The 17,540-nt window shown below is 45.0% G+C and carries 20 protein-coding genes and 2 tRNA genes; 3 read left to right on the top strand and 19 right to left on the bottom strand.

The window, feature by feature from the left end:
• Nucleotides 1-49: 49 nt before the first annotated feature.
• Together ABQ275_RS09585 and ABQ275_RS09580 are read right to left on the bottom strand one after the other, a co-directional pair.
• A complete protein-coding gene (locus tag ABQ275_RS09585; RefSeq protein ID WP_349318070.1) occupies nucleotides 50-304 on the bottom strand; it encodes a hypothetical protein in 255 nt (84 codons plus the stop codon).
• A 98-nt stretch (nucleotides 305-402) separates the two neighbouring features.
• On the bottom strand, nucleotides 403-714 hold the full coding sequence (locus ABQ275_RS09580; RefSeq protein WP_349318069.1) for a DUF6496 domain-containing protein: 312 nt from the start codon (nucleotides 712-714) through the stop codon (nucleotides 403-405).
• A 265-nt stretch (nucleotides 715-979) separates the two neighbouring features.
• On the opposite strand from ABQ275_RS09580, the gene ABQ275_RS09575 reads away from it, so the two are divergent.
• The 3 genes from ABQ275_RS09575 to ABQ275_RS09565 all read left to right on the top strand — a co-directional run bounded on the left by ABQ275_RS09575 (nucleotide 980) and on the right by ABQ275_RS09565 (nucleotide 2,139).
• Nucleotides 980-1,294 (top strand): KGG domain-containing protein, encoded by a 315-nt coding sequence (locus ABQ275_RS09575; protein WP_349318068.1) that lies wholly within the window; start codon nucleotides 980-982, stop codon nucleotides 1,292-1,294.
• A 67-nt stretch (nucleotides 1,295-1,361) separates the two neighbouring features.
• Nucleotides 1,362-1,730: a DUF1304 domain-containing protein gene (locus ABQ275_RS09570; RefSeq protein WP_349318067.1), complete on the top strand. Its 369-nt coding sequence runs from the start codon at nucleotides 1,362-1,364 to the stop codon at nucleotides 1,728-1,730.
• A 1-nt stretch (nucleotide 1,731) separates the two neighbouring features.
• Nucleotides 1,732-2,139, top strand: coding sequence for a hypothetical protein (locus tag ABQ275_RS09565; RefSeq protein WP_349318066.1), 408 nt, complete (start codon nucleotides 1,732-1,734; stop codon nucleotides 2,137-2,139).
• A gap of 75 nt (nucleotides 2,140-2,214) precedes the next feature.
• Here the strand turns inward: ABQ275_RS09565 and ABQ275_RS09560 are convergent, their stop codons facing one another.
• The 17 genes from ABQ275_RS09560 to ABQ275_RS09480 all read right to left on the bottom strand — a co-directional run bounded on the left by ABQ275_RS09560 (nucleotide 2,215) and on the right by ABQ275_RS09480 (nucleotide 17,475).
• Nucleotides 2,215-3,645, bottom strand: a complete 1,431-nt coding sequence (locus ABQ275_RS09560; protein WP_349318065.1) for an NAD(P)/FAD-dependent oxidoreductase — start codon at nucleotides 3,643-3,645, stop codon at nucleotides 2,215-2,217.
• A 49-nt stretch (nucleotides 3,646-3,694) separates the two neighbouring features.
• On the bottom strand, nucleotides 3,695-5,455 hold the full coding sequence (locus ABQ275_RS09555; RefSeq protein ID WP_349318064.1) for an ABC transporter ATP-binding protein: 1,761 nt from the start codon (nucleotides 5,453-5,455) through the stop codon (nucleotides 3,695-3,697).
• On the bottom strand, nucleotides 5,439-7,181 hold the full coding sequence (locus tag ABQ275_RS09550) for an ABC transporter ATP-binding protein (protein ID WP_349318063.1): 1,743 nt from the start codon (nucleotides 7,179-7,181) through the stop codon (nucleotides 5,439-5,441). Before ABQ275_RS09550 ends, ABQ275_RS09555 begins: the two co-directional genes overlap by 17 nt.
• 103 nt (nucleotides 7,182-7,284) lie before the next feature.
• On the bottom strand, nucleotides 7,285-7,770 hold the full coding sequence (locus ABQ275_RS09545; RefSeq protein ID WP_349318062.1) for a response regulator: 486 nt from the start codon (nucleotides 7,768-7,770) through the stop codon (nucleotides 7,285-7,287).
• Between the two features lie 199 nt (nucleotides 7,771-7,969).
• Nucleotides 7,970-8,043, bottom strand: a tRNA-Arg gene (locus tag ABQ275_RS09540).
• A gap of 144 nt (nucleotides 8,044-8,187) precedes the next feature.
• Nucleotides 8,188-8,264 (bottom strand) — tRNA-Arg (locus tag ABQ275_RS09535).
• Nucleotides 8,265-8,517: 253 nt separating this feature from the next.
• Nucleotides 8,518-9,150, bottom strand: coding sequence for an SOS response-associated peptidase family protein (locus tag ABQ275_RS09530; protein WP_349318061.1), 633 nt, complete (start codon nucleotides 9,148-9,150; stop codon nucleotides 8,518-8,520).
• 123 nt (nucleotides 9,151-9,273) lie between these two features.
• Nucleotides 9,274-9,777 carry a hypothetical protein gene (locus ABQ275_RS09525; protein ID WP_349318060.1) on the bottom strand — a complete coding sequence of 168 codons (504 nt, stop codon included), beginning with the start codon at nucleotides 9,775-9,777 and terminating at the stop codon, nucleotides 9,274-9,276.
• Between the two features lie 51 nt (nucleotides 9,778-9,828).
• Complete coding sequence (locus ABQ275_RS09520; protein ID WP_349318059.1) at nucleotides 9,829-10,419, bottom strand: hypothetical protein; 591 nt, start codon at nucleotides 10,417-10,419, stop codon at nucleotides 9,829-9,831.
• 81 nt (nucleotides 10,420-10,500) lie between these two features.
• Nucleotides 10,501-11,313, bottom strand: coding sequence for a hypothetical protein (locus ABQ275_RS09515; protein WP_349318058.1), 813 nt, complete (start codon nucleotides 11,311-11,313; stop codon nucleotides 10,501-10,503).
• Nucleotides 11,310-11,750 carry a hypothetical protein gene (locus ABQ275_RS09510; protein WP_349318057.1) on the bottom strand — a complete coding sequence of 147 codons (441 nt, stop codon included), beginning with the start codon at nucleotides 11,748-11,750 and terminating at the stop codon, nucleotides 11,310-11,312. Before ABQ275_RS09510 ends, ABQ275_RS09515 begins: the two co-directional genes overlap by 4 nt.
• A 92-nt stretch (nucleotides 11,751-11,842) precedes the next feature.
• Nucleotides 11,843-12,472, bottom strand: a complete 630-nt coding sequence (locus tag ABQ275_RS09505; protein WP_349318056.1) for a hypothetical protein — start codon at nucleotides 12,470-12,472, stop codon at nucleotides 11,843-11,845.
• A 224-nt stretch (nucleotides 12,473-12,696) separates the two neighbouring features.
• Nucleotides 12,697-12,945, bottom strand: coding sequence for a hypothetical protein (locus tag ABQ275_RS09500; RefSeq protein ID WP_349318055.1), 249 nt, complete (start codon nucleotides 12,943-12,945; stop codon nucleotides 12,697-12,699).
• A 24-nt stretch (nucleotides 12,946-12,969) separates the two neighbouring features.
• Nucleotides 12,970-13,461, bottom strand: coding sequence for a M15 family metallopeptidase (locus ABQ275_RS09495; RefSeq protein ID WP_349318054.1), 492 nt, complete (start codon nucleotides 13,459-13,461; stop codon nucleotides 12,970-12,972).
• A gap of 2 nt (nucleotides 13,462-13,463) precedes the next feature.
• Complete coding sequence (locus tag ABQ275_RS09490; protein ID WP_349318053.1) at nucleotides 13,464-14,393, bottom strand: hypothetical protein; 930 nt, start codon at nucleotides 14,391-14,393, stop codon at nucleotides 13,464-13,466.
• Between the two features lie 15 nt (nucleotides 14,394-14,408).
• Complete coding sequence (locus tag ABQ275_RS09485) at nucleotides 14,409-15,800, bottom strand: PKD domain-containing protein (protein WP_349318052.1); 1,392 nt, start codon at nucleotides 15,798-15,800, stop codon at nucleotides 14,409-14,411.
• Between the two features lie 547 nt (nucleotides 15,801-16,347).
• Nucleotides 16,348-17,475 (bottom strand): hypothetical protein, encoded by a 1,128-nt coding sequence (locus tag ABQ275_RS09480; RefSeq protein ID WP_349318051.1) that lies wholly within the window; start codon nucleotides 17,473-17,475, stop codon nucleotides 16,348-16,350.
• Nucleotides 17,476-17,540 lie beyond the last annotated feature (65 nt).

Below are 17,540 nucleotides of genomic sequence, written 5' to 3'. Positions count from 1 at the left end.
TATTGAACCATATTATTTATTGCAAAAGCGACTTTATAAGGTAGTCTTTTCATTTCATTTTATCAAGGATTTCCAGCCATATGATACGGGCAATCTGTTCACTTTCTACCGTGCGTAACCTGCCTTCTATCGTGTCTGTGTGATCAATGATAAATGTACTGGTTTCAGGTTGGTAATCCTGAAGCATATACGGACTTACATCCGGAATAACCTGGTACACCGTTTCAGCAGCAGTGCGATTGATACTGATGTTCAATCCATATGCTTTACCTTTTATCATGACTGTTACGTTGTGCTTTTCCATATTAAAAATCCAACAAGGGGTATGCCATATAAAAAAGACCGGCTCCCTTTGATAACCGGCCTTGAATAGTGTACGGAAAAGATAAAAACAAGGTTGCGTTATGCCGATGCTTTCGTACGGCGGGTAGCTGTTTTTTTCTTTGCAGTAGCTTTTTTAGCGGTGGATTTCTTTGTGGTAGATTTTTTGGCAGTGGCCTTTTTAGCGGTAACCTTTTTAGCCGTTGTTTTTTTAGCAGCAGCTTTTTTAGGCACTTTCGCACCTGCTTCGCGGGCTTCAGACAAACCAATAGCAATAGCTTGTTTGGGATTCGTTACTTTTTTACCGCTTCTGCCACTTTTTAGTTTGCCCTCGTGCATTTCGTGCATGGATTTTTCCACTTTTTCCTGGGCTTTTTGAGAATACTTTGCCATAATGGAAGATTTAAAGGGTTATAAAAAGCGTAATACAAGAAAATGAACAAAATACAAGCCAGTCATCATAAAAGGGTATAACAGTGATATATGTGGAGGATTACTTTAAAGTGTGTTAAAAATTCTATGCATTGTGGAACGAATTGCCCTAACAGATCACCCGGTTTCAATTGAATATCCTTTATAGCAAAGCGATTGGCCGGTGGCATGCATCTTGTTCGCAATTATAAATATATTGTTCACTACACTATTAAAATCCAGGATTATGGAACACATGAGGTATCAACAACTGGCACCTAGTGCTAACAATCAGGAAACCATCTCGCCAGACAAATCCAAACACAGTAAAAGGGGATTTGCATCAATGGACCCAGAACAGCAACGTGCCATATCACGGGAAGGTGGGAAAGCAGCACACCAGCAAGGTGTTGCCCATAAGTTTACATCAGAAGAAGCGCGTGCAGCCGGTAAAAAAGGCGGTGAGGCAGTGAGCCGTAACCGTGAACATATGGCTGCTATAGGCAGGAAAGGCGGTACAAACCGTGGTAAGAAGAAGAATAATACAACAGAAGATATTTAGCAGAAACCCGGCAATGCCGGGTTTCTTATTTTTAGTATATTTAGTATAAACCATTAAAACTGCGTTTATGCTATTACTCATAAAAGTGCTGATCGGCTTTGTGATGCTGGAGCACCTGTATATCCTGTGGTTTGAAATGTTTGCCTGGACCACCAGGGGCCCTAAGATCTTCAAAAGTCTCCCCAGGGAATTATTTCCCCCTACCAAAGCCCTCGCAGCCAACCAGGGATTATATAATGGTTTTCTGGCAGCAGGATTATGCTGGTCATTGCTCATTCCCGACCCGGTATGGTCCATGCATGTAGCCACGTTTTTCCTCGCATGCGTAGCCATAGCCGGTATCTATGGGGCATTGACAGCAGGCAAACGCATATTTTTCGTACAGGCACTTCCTGCATTGATAACCATCGTACTGATTTGTTTAGCTATCCATTAACATGATACAGGAATCAGATATCAGAATTGGTAATTATGTCTCCTATTTCGATTATAATATGGAAGAATCAGTTTTTGTGGTAGAAGGCATCCTGGATGGTTTTATTTACAACACCGGTTTACCACGCAGTAAAATATCCTGTGCAAAGGCTAACCCGGTAGTGCTGGACCTCTACCAGCTCATGAAATTTGATTTTATCAAAGGAATAAAAGAAGATGGGGAAGATGAAAATGTTTATTCCTTAAAATATAACCGGCTTAACAGCGTCCATATCAGGTTTGAAGAAGGCATCTTCCAGCCGGTAACAGACACCCCGGCGGGGTTGGTTTCCTACGGCCGGCCTATCGTACATGTACACCAGCTGCAAAATCTTTTCCATGCACTAACAAGGGATGACCTCACACTATAAGATCTTTCCAGCCAGATGCTGGGAATGAATACTGCGTAATATTTTTTGAAAGATGAGCATCGTATAAATTCCAATTTAAAAAAGATCTTTGAGGGCCTGACGTGCAGCATGATAGCCGCACATACCGTGTACCCCGCCTCCCGGCGGCGTGGAAGCCGAACAGATATAGAAACCTTTTGCACTGGTACGGTATGGCGACCAGCGAAGCGCAGGCCTGGTAAAAAGCTGGCGGATATCGATAGCGCCGCCATTGATATCCCCGCCAATATAATTGGGATTGTATGCCTGCATTTGCGCCGCATTCATGGCATGTTTGCCGATAATACGTTTTTTAAACCCAGGCGCAAAGCGTTCTACCTGGTTCTCAATAATGGCCGACATGTCCACTGTTGAGCCATTAGGTACATGGCAATAGGCCCAGGCAGTATGCATACCTGCGGGCGCACGTGTTTCATCAAACAAACTCTGTTGCGCCAGCAGTACAAAAGGTTTTTCACTCACTTTGCCTTGCCAGCACATTTGTTCTGATGCGGCAATTTCTTCATAAGTATTACCGATATGCACGGTACCGGCTTGTCTGCATTGCGCTGCTGTAAAGGGAATAGGTCCATCCAGCGCCCAGTCCATTTTAAATACGCCGGGGCCGTACCGGTATCCTTCCAGTTGCTTTTCATAGAAGGGAGAAAAATGGCTTCCGGCAATCTGTAATAACTGTTTGGGGGATACATCAAATAGTACTGCATGTGCGGCGGGCAACTGGTTTGTTGACTGCACCTGGAAGCCTGTGCGGATTTCACCGCCTATAGCCGTAAAGTAGGCCGCCATAGCATCTGCCAGCTGTTGTGAACCACCTTTTACCACCGGCCATCCTTTCACATGTGCAGCGGCGCTCAATACAAGCCCTATCGCAGCACTAGACAGGTAAGATAACGGCAGCATCGAATGGGCGGCCATACCGGCCCATAAAGCCCTGGCTTCCGTTGTTTTAAAACGTTGGGCGATCCGCTCTGCAGACAGCAATCCTTTTAAACCAAACTTTATCATGGGAATTGGCTGCTTCGGAATATGAAACGGGGCCAACAGGTCATCAGCCAGGGAAGACCAGTCGCGCACAACGGGGGCGATCAGCCGCTGATAGGCGGCTGCATCTGCACCAAGCCGTGTAGCCGTTTCCGTAAGGTCATGCTTCAATACCGCCGCCTGGCCATTGTCAAAAGGGTGCGCCGCTGCAATGGGCGGATAGATCAGCGACAGCCCATATTCCGCCAGCTGCAAAGATTTGAAGAAAGGTGATAAAGTAGCCATCGGGTGAATGGCTGCGCATACATCATGATGAAAACCGGGCAAGGTAAGCGCAGCTGTGCGCATACCGCCGCCAATAGTATCTTTGCCTTCTATGAGCAACACCGTTAAACCTGCCTGTCGTAACGTAATAGCAGCCGCCAGCCCGTTTGGGCCTGCACCAACTACCACCGCATCATAGTCCGTCCGGCTTCGTTTAACCATGTACGTTATCTGTTTTTTTGTTCGTTATGTCCATTTCACGGACCGATCATCAGCTGAGCCTTACACCGTTCTGCAACCTGTCAACAACCTGGTGAAAGGAGCCCGCATTCGTTACTTCGCCTGCATTCACAAAAAATATTTCATCCGCATTCTCAATGGTATTTAACCTGTGGGCAATAATAACGCGGGTTGTTTCGGGTGGTAACTGCGCCAGGATCTCTCCCAGCAATTGTTCTGTAACCGTATCAATATTGGCGGTGGCCTCATCCAGTATCAGCAGTTCCGGTTTACGCAAAACCGCCCGTATAAAGGCAATCAGCTGTTTTTGTCCAAGGCTCACACTTTCTCCGGCAGACTGCACTTTTGTTTCCAGTCCTTCTTCAAAGATAGCCAGTAGTTTTTCAAGATTGGCAGCCTTTATTACTTCTTCCAGTTGCTCATTGGAATAATCTGCATATAGTTCATTTCCATACAGAATATTTTCCCTCACAGTGCCGGTAAACAAGAAAGGCTCCTGCAAAATAAACCCGATCTTCCGGGTACGTTCTGCATCACTGTAAGCACGTATATCCTTCCCATCTAGCAGCACCGTGCCTTTGGACGGATCATACAATCTCGCTATCAGGGAAGCGGTGGTTGTTTTCCCGCCGCCGGTAGGGCCTACCAACGCATATGTTTTACCTCTTTCCAGTTTAAAATTGATATTGTGCAGGATCTCCCGCCCTTCCGGGTAAGCAAAATGTACGTTACGCAATTCAAGGAGCGCGGATGAAGGAATAGCCACAGGACTTTCCACTATTACCAGGTTACTTTCCAATGCCAGGATCTCGGAGATCCTCTCCCAGCCTGCCATAGCCGTCTGGAAGTTTGCCCACAGCGTAGCCAGTTGTCGTAGCGGGCTATAGAAATGGGTCGCATAGGCGATATAACTGATCAGCAACCCAATCGTAAAATTGCTGGTGCTGATCAGGTAGACTCCATACGCCAGTACGATCAGTTGGGCGATACTGGAAAGCAGGCTGTAAAAAGGTAAAAAGACGTTATTCGCCAACCCAACGGCAATGGCTGTACGATAATTTTTTTGATTGGCGCCGTCGAAACGTTCCCGGAAATAATCGCGGCGGTTGAAAGCAACGATCACTTTAAAATTGCTCAGGCTTTCCTGGATCTCGGCACTCAGACCACCTACTGTTTTCAGATTGATCGCATTTTTTTTCTTCACCCAGGGAGATAACAACCGGGTAAAGATCAGGATCAGTAATGCGGGCAGCAAGGTAGCCGCTCCTAACCTGAAATTGAGCAGCAACAGGAAGATACCGGCACCCGTCATGGTAACTATACTTCCTACAAACTGCATCAGTGATTGAGAAAAAAACTGGTTCAGTTTATCGGTATCATTGTTAACGCGCGAAATGAGATCCCCGGCTTTATTCTGATTAAAGAAAGCCACCGGCAAATGCTGCAACTTGTTAAAAATAGCGTTGCGTAAAGTGAATAGAGTCCGCTGCCCCACTGTTCCCATCAACATGGTTTGCAGGTAGCTCGTCAGGAATGCCACCACATAAATGGCTAGTAAAATACAGGAGAAAACCAGCACACCATGATATTCTTTGTGTACTACATAAGTATCTATGGTATGCGCCACCAGGAAAGGTCCCAGCAGGTTCAATGCGGAATTGGTGAGGGTAGCCAGCAACGCCAGCGCCAGGTTTTTCTTCTCGTGTGAAATGAGCTTCAGCAAGCTGCCGAGTGCTTTGTATGCAGCAGCATCCTGCTCATGTCCGGACAACTTGTTAAGATTGTAATTCATAATTGCTGGTGCTTTGTTGCGACTGAAAGATCTGCATATACTCAGGGCTGGTACGCATCAGGTCATCGTGTGTACCACGGCCAATCATCTCTCCTTCCATCAACAGGATGATCTGATCGTAATGTTCCACTGAAGCGATCTTTTGTGTCACGGAAATCAATGTCAGATCCGGATAGTTTTTCTGCACATTCTCCAGGATCTTTCTTTCTGTATTGGTATCCACACGTGCGGTGAAATCGTCCAGCAGCAATATTCTCGGGTTAATGGCCAATGCACGTGCCAGCATGATACGCTGCTTTTGTCCGCCGGAAAGACTGGTGCCCCGCTCCGAAATAATAGTGCTTAGTTTATCCGGTAAGGTGTCGATAAATTCTTTTAGTTCTGCGGTGGTAATCGCTTTTTCCAGTGATTCATCTGTAACGGTATCACTAAACGCAATATTCTCCCGGATACTCATATTGAAGATGATACTATCCTGGAATACAAAGCCAACCTGACTATAGAACGACTCACTGTTATAAGATTCTACCGGATGACCATCTATCTCTATACTGCCGCTACCTGGTTTTATCAATCCGGTGAGCAGGTAAAGCAGCTGTGTTTTACCGGCAGCCGTGGGACCTATTACAGCTATCTTCGATCCTGCTTTTATGTCAAATGAAATATGCTTCAATGCCGGTTTTTCTCCGTAGGTAACCGTCACATCTTCCAGCGTAATATTACCATCCAGTGTCTTTGTCAAGGTACCGGCCACCGGTGTATCCGGTGTTGCCAGTACGGTGCTGATACGCTGATAGGAAGCCGTAGCCTGCGCAATAACGTTGCTCATAAAACCGATGACCAGGATCGGAAATATCAACAGCGACAGATAACTGCTGAATGCGGCAAAATCGCCCAGGCTCATGCTCCCGTTGATCACGTAGTGGCCACCCAACGCCAGGATGGTTAAACCCGCCATGTTGGCCGTAAAGGTGATAACAGGAATAAGACCGGCGAACAATTTCAGGATCGATAACCCAAAATTCATGGCCTTCACATTGGCAGATAGAAATTTGTCATACTCCATCTGCTGGGAGTTGATCACATGGATTAAAGCAGCGCCGAGGATACTTTCATTAATCACTTTATTAAGCCAGTCCATGATCTCCCGGCTTTTTATAAAGAGGCTCCTCACCTTCCGCAGTACCACGTAAAAAGTAATGCCCATAATAGGCAAAATGGCAATCACCGCTAAAGCGAGCTTCCAGTCAATAATAAGGAGCAATATACTGGCGCCTATGATAATAAATATCGATGATACCATAGAAACAATGGCCTGGGAAACGAATAGCTTAATGGAATCCACATCCGCGGTAAGATTGGTCAACAATCTCGATGGATTGTTTCCTTCAATCCAGGCATAGCTTTGCCGGGAAATTTTATCAGCAATCTTGGTGCGGAGGTTCCTGGCTACCAGTTCAGAAACGTAGGTCTGGATAATGTTCTGTAGCCAGGTAAATATAAAGATGATGAATGCAGCCGCCGAGAATTTTATGATGATAGGCTTATACAGAAAGTTGCCGTCGTTATATGCGTCTATACCGTTACCGATGATCTTCGGTAACCATAAATTCAGGCCGTTGCCCAACAGGGCAAAGAGAATGAGGAGGATGATCATTCCCCTGTAAGGTGTTAGCAGGCTGAAAATACCAGGTGGTGCTTTTTTGTTAGCTGTTTGTTCCTTCATGCGCGATTTGATACCGGAGGTCTTCCAATAACGGAGGATCAAGGTAATAAAAAGGCAGTAAAGTAGGGTATCCTATCTGTCAAAAAAATTGTTCTTTCTTCTGTTACACTGGTAAACCGGTTTGTTTATCCTTATTGCTATGACCGTTGCTGCTCTTGTGTACCATGGCTCTTTTCCGCTTACGATGAGCAGCCAGGGTCCGGTTGGGGATAAAAATTGATTTGAGTGCATTTTTTAATATATGCAGATCCGATTGTTTTACCAACCAGTCGGCAGCGCCTAAGTGCTTTACCTGTACCAGGTCGTTGGGGTCAAACGAAGTGGCGTACAGGATAACCGGTACATGCTCCATGCATGGGGCGTTTTTGACGTCATCCAGTCCCTGTTTCCCGTTACTGACGGGCTTAATGGTCTTCAGGAAAATGTAATCGGGTTTGATCTGCTGCTCCGCTGCATAAGACATCGCGTCTATGTGGTTATCAAAACATATGCAGGCTTTATTCACTTTTAATAAATCCAGGGCAAGAAAAAACTGATTGCGGCTATTGCGGTCATCATCAATCAACAAAATAGTCAGGTAGTGTAACATTTCAGTATGGGTTTAATTCCTGATAACATGACATCTCAAAATAGGTGCCTGATCGCTACATAGCGGCTATTCACAGGAGGGGGTTATGTTGTAGTAAATATGATGTGGACAAATATTCCATTATTGAGTAAAATAGCCGCAGTGGGTGCCGGGCATAAAAAAAGGACAAACAGCCATATATCGCGTTTGTCCTTTTTAGTGACCTCATCTGGATTCAAACCAGAAACCTTTTGATTCGTAGTCAAATGCTCTATTCAGTTGAGCTATGAAGCCATTTTTCCCTTTCAGGATTGCAAAGATAGGAATAATCCCCAACCTAACAAATTATTTTTCAAGTTTTTATATCTGTTAACTTTTTAACAGCGTTTTCATTTTCCGATAAAAAATGCCGCAATAAATGCAGCATTTTTTATCTTTTGGTGACCTCATCTGGATTCAAACCAGAAACCTTTTGATTCGTAGTCAAATGCTCTATTCAGTTGAGCTATGAAGCCTTTTCCCGTTTCGGGATTGCAAATGTAGGATTAGTTTTAAATTAAACAAAAAAAATAGAAATATTTTTTTGGAGATAGAAGTACTACCGTCAACGGGTAAACGTTAAATGTATTTCCATCCATCTTACTCAGGCATAAAAAAAGGCTTCAGCATTCACTGAAACCTCTTCTTTGTGACCCCGTCTGGATTCCCAAACTCAATACCATTGCCGTATAGATGCAATTGTAAAGTTTTTGTAACACTTTTCAAAATTTATACTTCTATCGGAGGTAATCCCTCTACTTCAACCCTTTGCAACACACTCTCGTCATCCTCGTGTCGCTTCCTTACTGAGTTTACCGGCCAGTATTCGAGATTATCCGGAGGCATGCTGAAGTCCAGGATTTCTTTTATACCAGCGTCGTCCAGGTCCGGCCGTATCCAAGTCGCCAGCATATCTTCGGTAAGCATTAACGGCATCCTGCCGGGGTTCTCTCCTGCGTTATGTATCTGTTTTAATAAGGGGTTGGCTTCGCGGGTAAGTAAGGTAAAGGTGGGTATCTTTTCGGACTTATCTGTGTCCCAGGAGTTCGAAAGCGCCCACAGGCCCGCTATGAAAAACACCTTATTTGCCCCTTGGTTTATCGTGTAGCAAACTTTGCTTTTCAGACCTACTTCGCGGTATTCAAAGAATCCGGTAGACGGGATCAGGCACCGCTGGTGGCGAATTTTACTCCACATAGTGTTTTTCTCCAAAACTTTTTCACTCCGGGCATTTAAGTAATATTGTCGTTGCTTTTTTACCTTCTCCGGTGAATTGAGCATGGCAGGTATTGGCCCCCAGGTAAACTCTTCAAGTCTCGCTCCATTGTGATCTACTACAACCGGCCACGCGGGGTAAGACATGCCAATTTTGTGAAAGGTGGGCTGAAACTGTAGCCCTTGCTGGACGGCCAGCGGGAACGGTACTGCTCCAATAATTTCAGGAAGCTTTACTTTTAGCGAGTTGTCGTAACACATAGAAACGTTTTATAGGAAATATGATTCAATTTTTTCCGCCACACGGTCTAAGAAGTCTTTCGGAAACAAAGTGTGCCTTCCTTTCAGATTCCCGTTTTCGTCCGGTAAGAAAATAATTCGTTGCCCTTCTATAAGTGCAGTATATTCCATGTCCCCCTCCATGTTTCGTGACACCATTATTTCACGACCATCGATATTAATATGCCCGGTTTCCAGCATTAATTCGGCTTCTTCCCAGTCTGTATATTCTGTATACCAGACAAAAGCCTTGTCCATAAGGCTTTCTATATCCACTTCATAATCTGAAAAGGGAATGAAAGCTACGTTAAAAGACTGATTGTCGTGCTTGTACTTTTTACTCACGCGACCAGACAAGAACCTTGTCGGGTCTTCGGTTTCGGCGGTAACTATAGCGAATAATGCCGCAGGGTAACCGGTGTGTAATACGAAATCCGGTAAACCAATTACCCTTTCGTCTGTTGCAAACAGAAAAGATTGTCCAAACGTTTCCATGAACCACGTTTTAAGATTATTCCTAAGTTACAAAGAAAGATCCAAGGCTGTTCACTTACCCTTTAGTTCTATTTTTAACCATGCCGATGCGTCGTTATGCACTTTTTCGGAATAATTGCCTGCATGCTGTTGTAGTATCCAGTTTTTACCCATCCAGGGAATTGTATTCCCGTAATTACATTCCACCAATTCTAATGTTAGGTGCTCCTGCGGCGCAAATACAAACTTGTTACAGAGAAACAGGAAACGGGGAGTTAGGTTTGGGTACGGAATATATACAGGACGAAGTATGGGACCTCTCCGTTTAAGTAATTCGCCGAATACTGCGTACCAAAAATCCTGCACTTCGTGGATATAAGACACATAGCGGGTCTTTTCTCGACCTTCGAACTGAACTATCCACCTACCGGCGTTAATTGGTTTTAGGTACACGACATTGCCGTTGAACGAGTGCTGGCAGGCGCCGGTGGCAAATATACGCTCGAAGCCCATATTTCCAAGGCGAATAGCATTAATCGGGATCGGGGTAAGATCCTGCACCATGACGGGCAGATATGGGTAATCTTCCTCCGTAATTTCAATAATCTCCTTTCCCAGCGCGAAATAATATCCGGGACGCGCCTCCCTCAATTCCACCGGCATAACACAGTATTTGCCGGCAAAATACTAATATTTTTAGCATTTAGAGGAAAATAAAAGCTGAATAACGGTCCGTCCTAAGACTTATTTGTCTAAATTAACTAATTCGAATATCTGTCTTGTCGCACCCTTCTTTACTACGGGGACTAATTTCAATTTAGACGGCCCGGAAAGATTATATAATTCGGTTAAAAACTTATTCATTAAATTCGCGCCCAAAACCCTGGCCGAAGAAGGAATGAATGAGCCATTTAGCCTTACAGCAAAATCTGACTTGGCGTCCGCTCTTGATATATACACCTTGCCCTTTTCGGAAAAAAAACTAACATAATCGCTAAGTGATTCTATGCCTAATACCCTTACAGCTTCCGTCGACAGACCGATTGAATTATTCTTCAGAACAGATAAGTACGGGATAGTTCCCTTTCTTATGCGAGCGTTACCGTATTTTGCAGACAATGTTTCATAGCGAATTTCCTCCATCCTAAACTCATTTAATTTCGTATTTATCAATTTAAAAAAGGCCGATTGCCCCTTCTTTATTCCGCCAAGGTAAAGACGAAGAGTATTTATTTGCAATGCATCCCGCCTAAAGCAAAAACCACCAGCCTTATTTACACTCACTTCAAATCCTACATTGGATTTAATAAAATATATATCATCCCCTTTAATTCTTAGTTCAAATTTATCCCCAGGATCAATACCATTTCGTTCCAAGAATAATCTCCTAATAGTTATTAGTCCACTTATATTTATACATGCGTCTGGTTCTTTTTCTCGATTTATTTTTGGATTAAAGCCAAACCCACAATCCAAACAGCGAACAATTCCTGCTCGAATTAAAGAAGGGGGAGAATTTATGTACGTTGACCCACACCTTGGACATTCATAATTCATAGCAAAGTGTCGTATAAGAAGTCAAACTGTTTCCCTTTCCCCCAAAAAATATTGATCTCTTCCTGCAGGAAATAAACCTGGCTGGCTGTTAATTTATTCACCTTGTCGAGTAAAATATCGGGGGTTGCACCATGGCGGGAGATGCCAGATTCGTATTGTTGAAAGTCATACAGATGAGCTATAGCGATACCTTTGTTAGCCTGAAAGTCTACTTCTTGTATTATTCCATTTAGGCTATCGGTGAGTGCGTTTACTTCTTCCTTTGTGAAAAATCCTTTAATTTCTCCAAGACTGTATTTCCTTAATTCAAAATAAGCCGGAACAATTTTTTCAGCCGCCCCTCCTTTGCTGTCATATAGGTTGTTGATCTGCTTTTCCAGCTCTTCGGAAACTCGGAAAGTAATGCTTTTCGGTACACTTTTCTTAACATTTGCCATATCGTATTAGTTTAGTAGTTTCACGCTCCCGCTTTTCGTAAGTGTTAGCGGGGAAAATAGCCCCAGGCTTGCAGGCTTGGGGCTTTATATTTTTAATATGCAGTTTCCTGGTCGAGGTATTCCGCGATCGTTTCGCATTCTGTTTCTTCAATCGTGTTGAAAGCTCCCTGCCAGGACGTTTCGAAAGTTACATATGTTTTGCCCTGGAAGTGTGTTAACAGGTGTCTTTCGCCCTTATTCCAGTCTGTTTGGTCCGCGTATTCTGCGTCTTCAAAGCCTTTCATTTCGCCCGTAACCTCCTCGTATACGCAATCCAATTCAGCAGATACTACGATAATAGCTTTCCAGTTGTGCCCATCCCAGTATATATATGCCTCACCATTTATACTCCCGTCAGTCAAATTAGCCTTGCTTCCGTCTTCAAAGAAGAAATCAACCCGTTGCCCATATGCAGATGTAGACGTATGTCCGGACAAAGCGTTAATTTCCTGGCTATTCTTATTATAGCAATAAGCGTCTTCTCTAACGGGCACCAGTTCATTTTCTTCATCCTTCATATACAATCCGTACATATTGTATATTGTATCTATGTCCTTTTCGTCAAAGGAGAATATTTTCCCGAAATCAGATGATAATTTTTCAACATTCTTAAAGTAGCGCATTTTGTAAGTGTTTTGTAGTAATCCGAGTTGCAGCCCGGAGTCGCTCAATCCGAACGACATAACAAAGATAATCAAAATCTTTATATTGTCAAGATTATTTCAAGATAAAATAAAGATAGTCCAAACTTTCAGAAAGTACTGAAAGTTTAAATAAAAAAGCCGCTCCTAAACAGAAGCGGCATGCTGATTGCCAAAAAGGTTATTTAACCAGCATGAATTTACACAAAAAAGCCAGGTGAGAACACCCGGCCCGATTAAAATTCCACGTTATGAAAAACTGATCGCTATTTAATTTCAGGCCAATCCCAATATGGCCGGTCTGTTGTCGCTTCGCTTTTGTGAGGCACACTATACCTCAGCACAACAGGGCCATCAGGATTCATGCAGGTAACTGCAAGATTTAAGTTTTTGCTGAACCCCTGAACCACGGTCGCAGGCAACACATCTGCGCCATTATTTGCCGCATGGCTGTCAGCATCGTTCGGGAAATAATGTACTTGTCGGCCTAGTGTTGGCAATTTTACTTCGCTCATTTTATATCAATTTTATGTGAAAAATTAAAGATTGACGTACTGTGTACCTGGTATAAAATCCTTTTCATGGTACTTCTTAACCAGTTCGGATTCTGTATATCCAAAACGCTTTTCGAAATGCGGGTAATCCTTTTTTGTTTTCCAATCACCACCCCATTCCCATCCTTCTGCCTTACAGATCTGTACAACCTCCATCCAGTCAGGCAGGTGGTCAAAGTCGTAGTCTTGTTGCATATTCCACGATGCGGTCTTGCCATCAATGATCAGTACGATATCAAAGGCAAGGCCGTAATTATGGAAGGAGTATCCAGCCTTTGCCCATGTGACTTTAGGTCCTTTCTTCGTACGCCCTTGTGCATATAGATCTGTTTGTTCTGCGAAAGAACGAAAGACATTTGCAAGACGCAAGACAGCGCGACCTGTGAGTGCGACATCGGATAGCTGCAGTACACGCATTGCACTGTCGCGTCCTGCAGGATGAAGTGTTTTGATTCTTTCGATGCTTATATTATCCATTATTATTCTTTTTCTGGTATAGCTTCGATCACACCGTTATTATCGTACACTCGGATCACGGAAATTAGCTTCCGGGTGATCACCGGCACCGTATCAACGGGCGGCGTTACAACCGGTGGTTCTGTAATCGCGCCACCCTTAACTTTCGTAAGCAGCCACTCGTACATACTCACACCGTTTTCTTTATGCGATGGATTATAAATATCTGCCCAGCAGCAATGGCCGCCCGGATATAATGTTAATTTACTGGCACCAGGGGAGTACTTGTTAATGCTGTCGTTGTATCTCCTTGCGTTGTCCGTCATATTACCCGGATCCGATGCTCCAGAAAAGAACCAGGCTGAAGTTTTTGCCTCCTTAAAGAAAGAAAACTTTTTCAGCGTCCCCTCGTCCGGCGCCGATGGCGACATGGGGATAATAGCAGCGAGTTTATTTAGTAGACCCTGGCTGTATGTAACGGCTTGTATAACGCCCTGGCCGCCGGAGGATAACCCAGTAAGATAAATTCTATCCGTGTCGATCCTGTAAGATTTCGGCAGATCGGAAAGCATAAAATCGATAGCATCCGGCGCGGTAGTCCATGCCCAGTGCTGCGGAGAGATAACTATAAACTTGGTCAATTTTCCGGTTGCCGGATCTACGGCCTGTATCTTATTCCCGTTTGCTATAACCTGCGGCAGGCCCTGGCCGATAAGGTTTTTAAGGCCCGCTACGCCCGACCCGATCTCTCCATATCCATGCAAAAAGATTATAAGTGGATACTTATCGTTCGTTACATTATAGTCGTCCGGGAGGGATAGTAAGGCGTTCTGTGTAGCGCCATACGAAGCTGTTTTAACCAGTATTGGCGTCTGGTTTCCTATAAGGCTTTGCGCGTTAATTTGGATCGAAAATGCTGCGAAAAAAAGTAGTAAGATGATGTGCTTTTTCATTTTTATATTTAATTTTTAAATTGGTTTTACGTCGAAAAGTTCTATTACGCTTATATGTCCAAACGTGCTACCAGACTTAACCCGCATCAGAATTGTTACAGTGCCTGTAAGTCCTGTGTAGTTTGTTCCCTGTGTGTATGTCAGATTAAAGGCAGATTCAAATTCCTGCCAGGTGGTGCCGCCGTCTATACTTGTTTGCAGAACGCGCGGGCCTGCAGCGTCCCGGTTGCCCCAAATTTTAAGGCTTGCCTGAAATCCGGAGGTTATTACAAGCGTACCGGTAACGGTTCCTGCGCTGGTGTGGAAAAACACGTTGTCGCGCACGGCGGTCGCGGGATAATCGTCCACTGCCTGCTGCTTACCACCAAAATTTATAGAGTCGCCGAAAGGATATCCTGTATCGCCGGGCTGTCCGGTAAAGTAGGTACCTGCTGGTAGCTTATCTACGGCAAAGCTCATTCCTGTCAGCGCCGAGCCGGCCGTGTCTACGGGATCCGTAAACCAGGTGCTACGGAAATCCACAACGTTGTTCCAGGTATCGCCATTTGCCGCCACACCTGGTGCGCCGCTTGCCAATGTCGGAGGATTTGCAGGGGTCTGTACTCCGTCGTTGCTTACGGCAGCGTTGTGCCTCACACCATCACCGCCGAGATCGAATAAGAACCTGCGTGCGACAGCTGCTGCAACACTAATAACTACATCGTCTGTACCGGTTAATCCGTTACTATCTGTTACTGTTAATCGTAGAGTATAGCTGTTGCCATTCGACAAGCTATTAACCGTTACTGTTGCGGTATTCGCGTTGCTTAATGTAATCCCCGTACCGCTCAAAATCGTCCAGGCGTAACCGGATATCGTAGCGCCGGCATAAGCAGTACCGGATCCTGTTACGGTTGTCGAAGTCGTGCCGGCCGCGAGGTTCTTATCCGCACCAGCGTTGGCAGTCGGTGCCTGCGCGGCAATCTGTGCAACGGACGAGAAAGCGGTATAGCTGCCATCTTTCAGCTTCGCATGAGACTTGTAGTACCCGGCCTGCACGGCATACTGTTTTTCCAGCAGCGTTGTATCGGTAATTGTATCGAACAACGAATAGGTTATGCCGTCTGTAGACCTGTGTATTTCGAAAGCAGTGTACGCAGTATTCGCACGGAAGAAATTCACCCACGCTGCCCAGGATGTGCTTTCCAAGTCCGCCACACCTGCGGCGTTCATGTGTGTATCGTCCAGGTTGTAATCGTCCCGGATATCTGCTACAGTGCCGGGTTTTAAGTAGCGGGAGAAATTCAGATTGCATACGTATTTTAGGTACGGATGAACTCTTAATTTCGGCTCCAGGGTGACCAGGACGTTTTTCTCCGAAGAGGAAAGTGAGGTTCGCGGTCGCGGCCCGTTGAACAAAACAATCACACCGCGCGCAAAGGCATAATTAAATATTGTTTCCCATTTTGCAATTTGAGTATCTGCATCGTAGTTTATTGCCCAGTTTGTCGGCTCATCGACGATAACAAAAGAAGGGTTGTATTCCAATGCTGCGTCTATATTCACGCCAGCCGTTCCGCCTTGCGCGGTCGGCATGAGGTTGCGCGTATCTTGTCCGGCCACGCCAAGATTTATAAAAGTCGGGGTCGTTGTATTTGCGGCAAGCCTGGCGTTAATGCGATCTTCGTACCGATCGGGAGCCGGTGGCTCATAACCCGCCATCGTACTACTTCCTATACCTACTATTACCGGACTTTCGTATAGAGATTTATCGTTAAAAGTAAAGCGCGCGATCATATATCCGGCATTCTGGATAATCCGGAAAGGCTGTGTATCGAAACGGAGGATGGGATACGCTACACTGGATATTATTTCCAATTGCCCTTCCTCGTCTGGCACAGAAACACCATCCATCACAGTGGTGGTTGGATAGAGCATAGCGTCGTATGCTTTCCCGCCGATTATCGTATAAGCCTTATTCATTTGTAATTATTATTCTGGATCCATCAGGATAGCCGGATAGGTCCGCTGGCAATTCAGAAAGCACTTCATATTTCGGCTTGTCGGTCAAGTCGGGAAACGATCCAGACGTGGCTACTGTAGAAAGGTCAGAGGTGTTTGCCTTGCCTTCTAACGCAGCATCTACTTCCGTCTTGCTATATGTTGTAGCGGCATTAGCCTTCCCGGTGAGGGCGGAATCAGATTCGGATTTCGTATACACACTATCCTTATCTGCCTTTGTAGTGCCCAGATTGGTGATGGCTGTATTTATGTCGGTATCGTCATAATTTTCAAGCCCTTCCAACTTGGTTTTTTCTGTATCCGTAAAAGCATTTGTATCCGGATTGCTTTCGTACTTAGTCTTTATAGTCGCCGCTGTTTCTGCTGTAGACGTTCCCTTTTGGATTACCCACTGTGAATCGTTGTCATCCCAGATATACGCCGCTATGTCTTCTCCTTCCCCTTCGTCCACATAGGCATAATTACCTTCGCCGCCTACATCCGCGGCGTTCAGATCGGACAAAGAAACATAGGTACCCTTAAAATGAGACCCCTCCAGGGCGGCTAATTTATCCTTCTCTGCGGTGGTGAAATCATTTGTTGAAAGGCCTTTCCCTGTAACCTTGTCTACCTTTCCAGATAACGATGCGGTCACAGTCGTGCCGTCTGCTTTGGCCGCAAGCGCAGCAGCCAGTCCAGTAACATCGGTCATCGCATGTTGGTGCGCTGTCGGTGTTCTGGCATCGGAAAGCCGGCTGTCGGTAGTACTTACGGGTGTAAATCCAAGCGCGTCCTGTTTTGCATTCCACGCGGCTTTATCGCTATCTGATACAAAGCGGTGTGTTGCATCCTGAGTAACATTCCCTCCTGGCGTGCTCCCTGTATGGTTTGCACGGTCGAGATAAAACGCAGGCGTTTCCCCATCCAGTGTTTCAGCATCTCCGCCACTACCGGGAATAGCTTCAATTTTTTCGTCCAACACACGCCCCTGATTTGCGGATAGCGCAGACGTTGCACTGGTCGAATCGAGGTTATCTACAACCGTAGTGGTTCCACCTCCAGGTAAAACGTCATTAAGTGGTGCTATTTCTATTACGCTCATTTTACTTAGTTATGTAGTCAACAACCTTTATTAATCCGCGGAAGGGATACCGGATAATAGTTTCG

The sequence above is a fragment of the Chitinophaga sp. MM2321 genome (genome assembly GCF_964033635.1).
GTDB lineage: Bacteria > Bacteroidota > Bacteroidia > Chitinophagales > Chitinophagaceae > Chitinophaga.
Note: the sequence above shows the minus strand (reverse complement) of the source record. Positions and strands in the feature narration are given on the sequence as shown.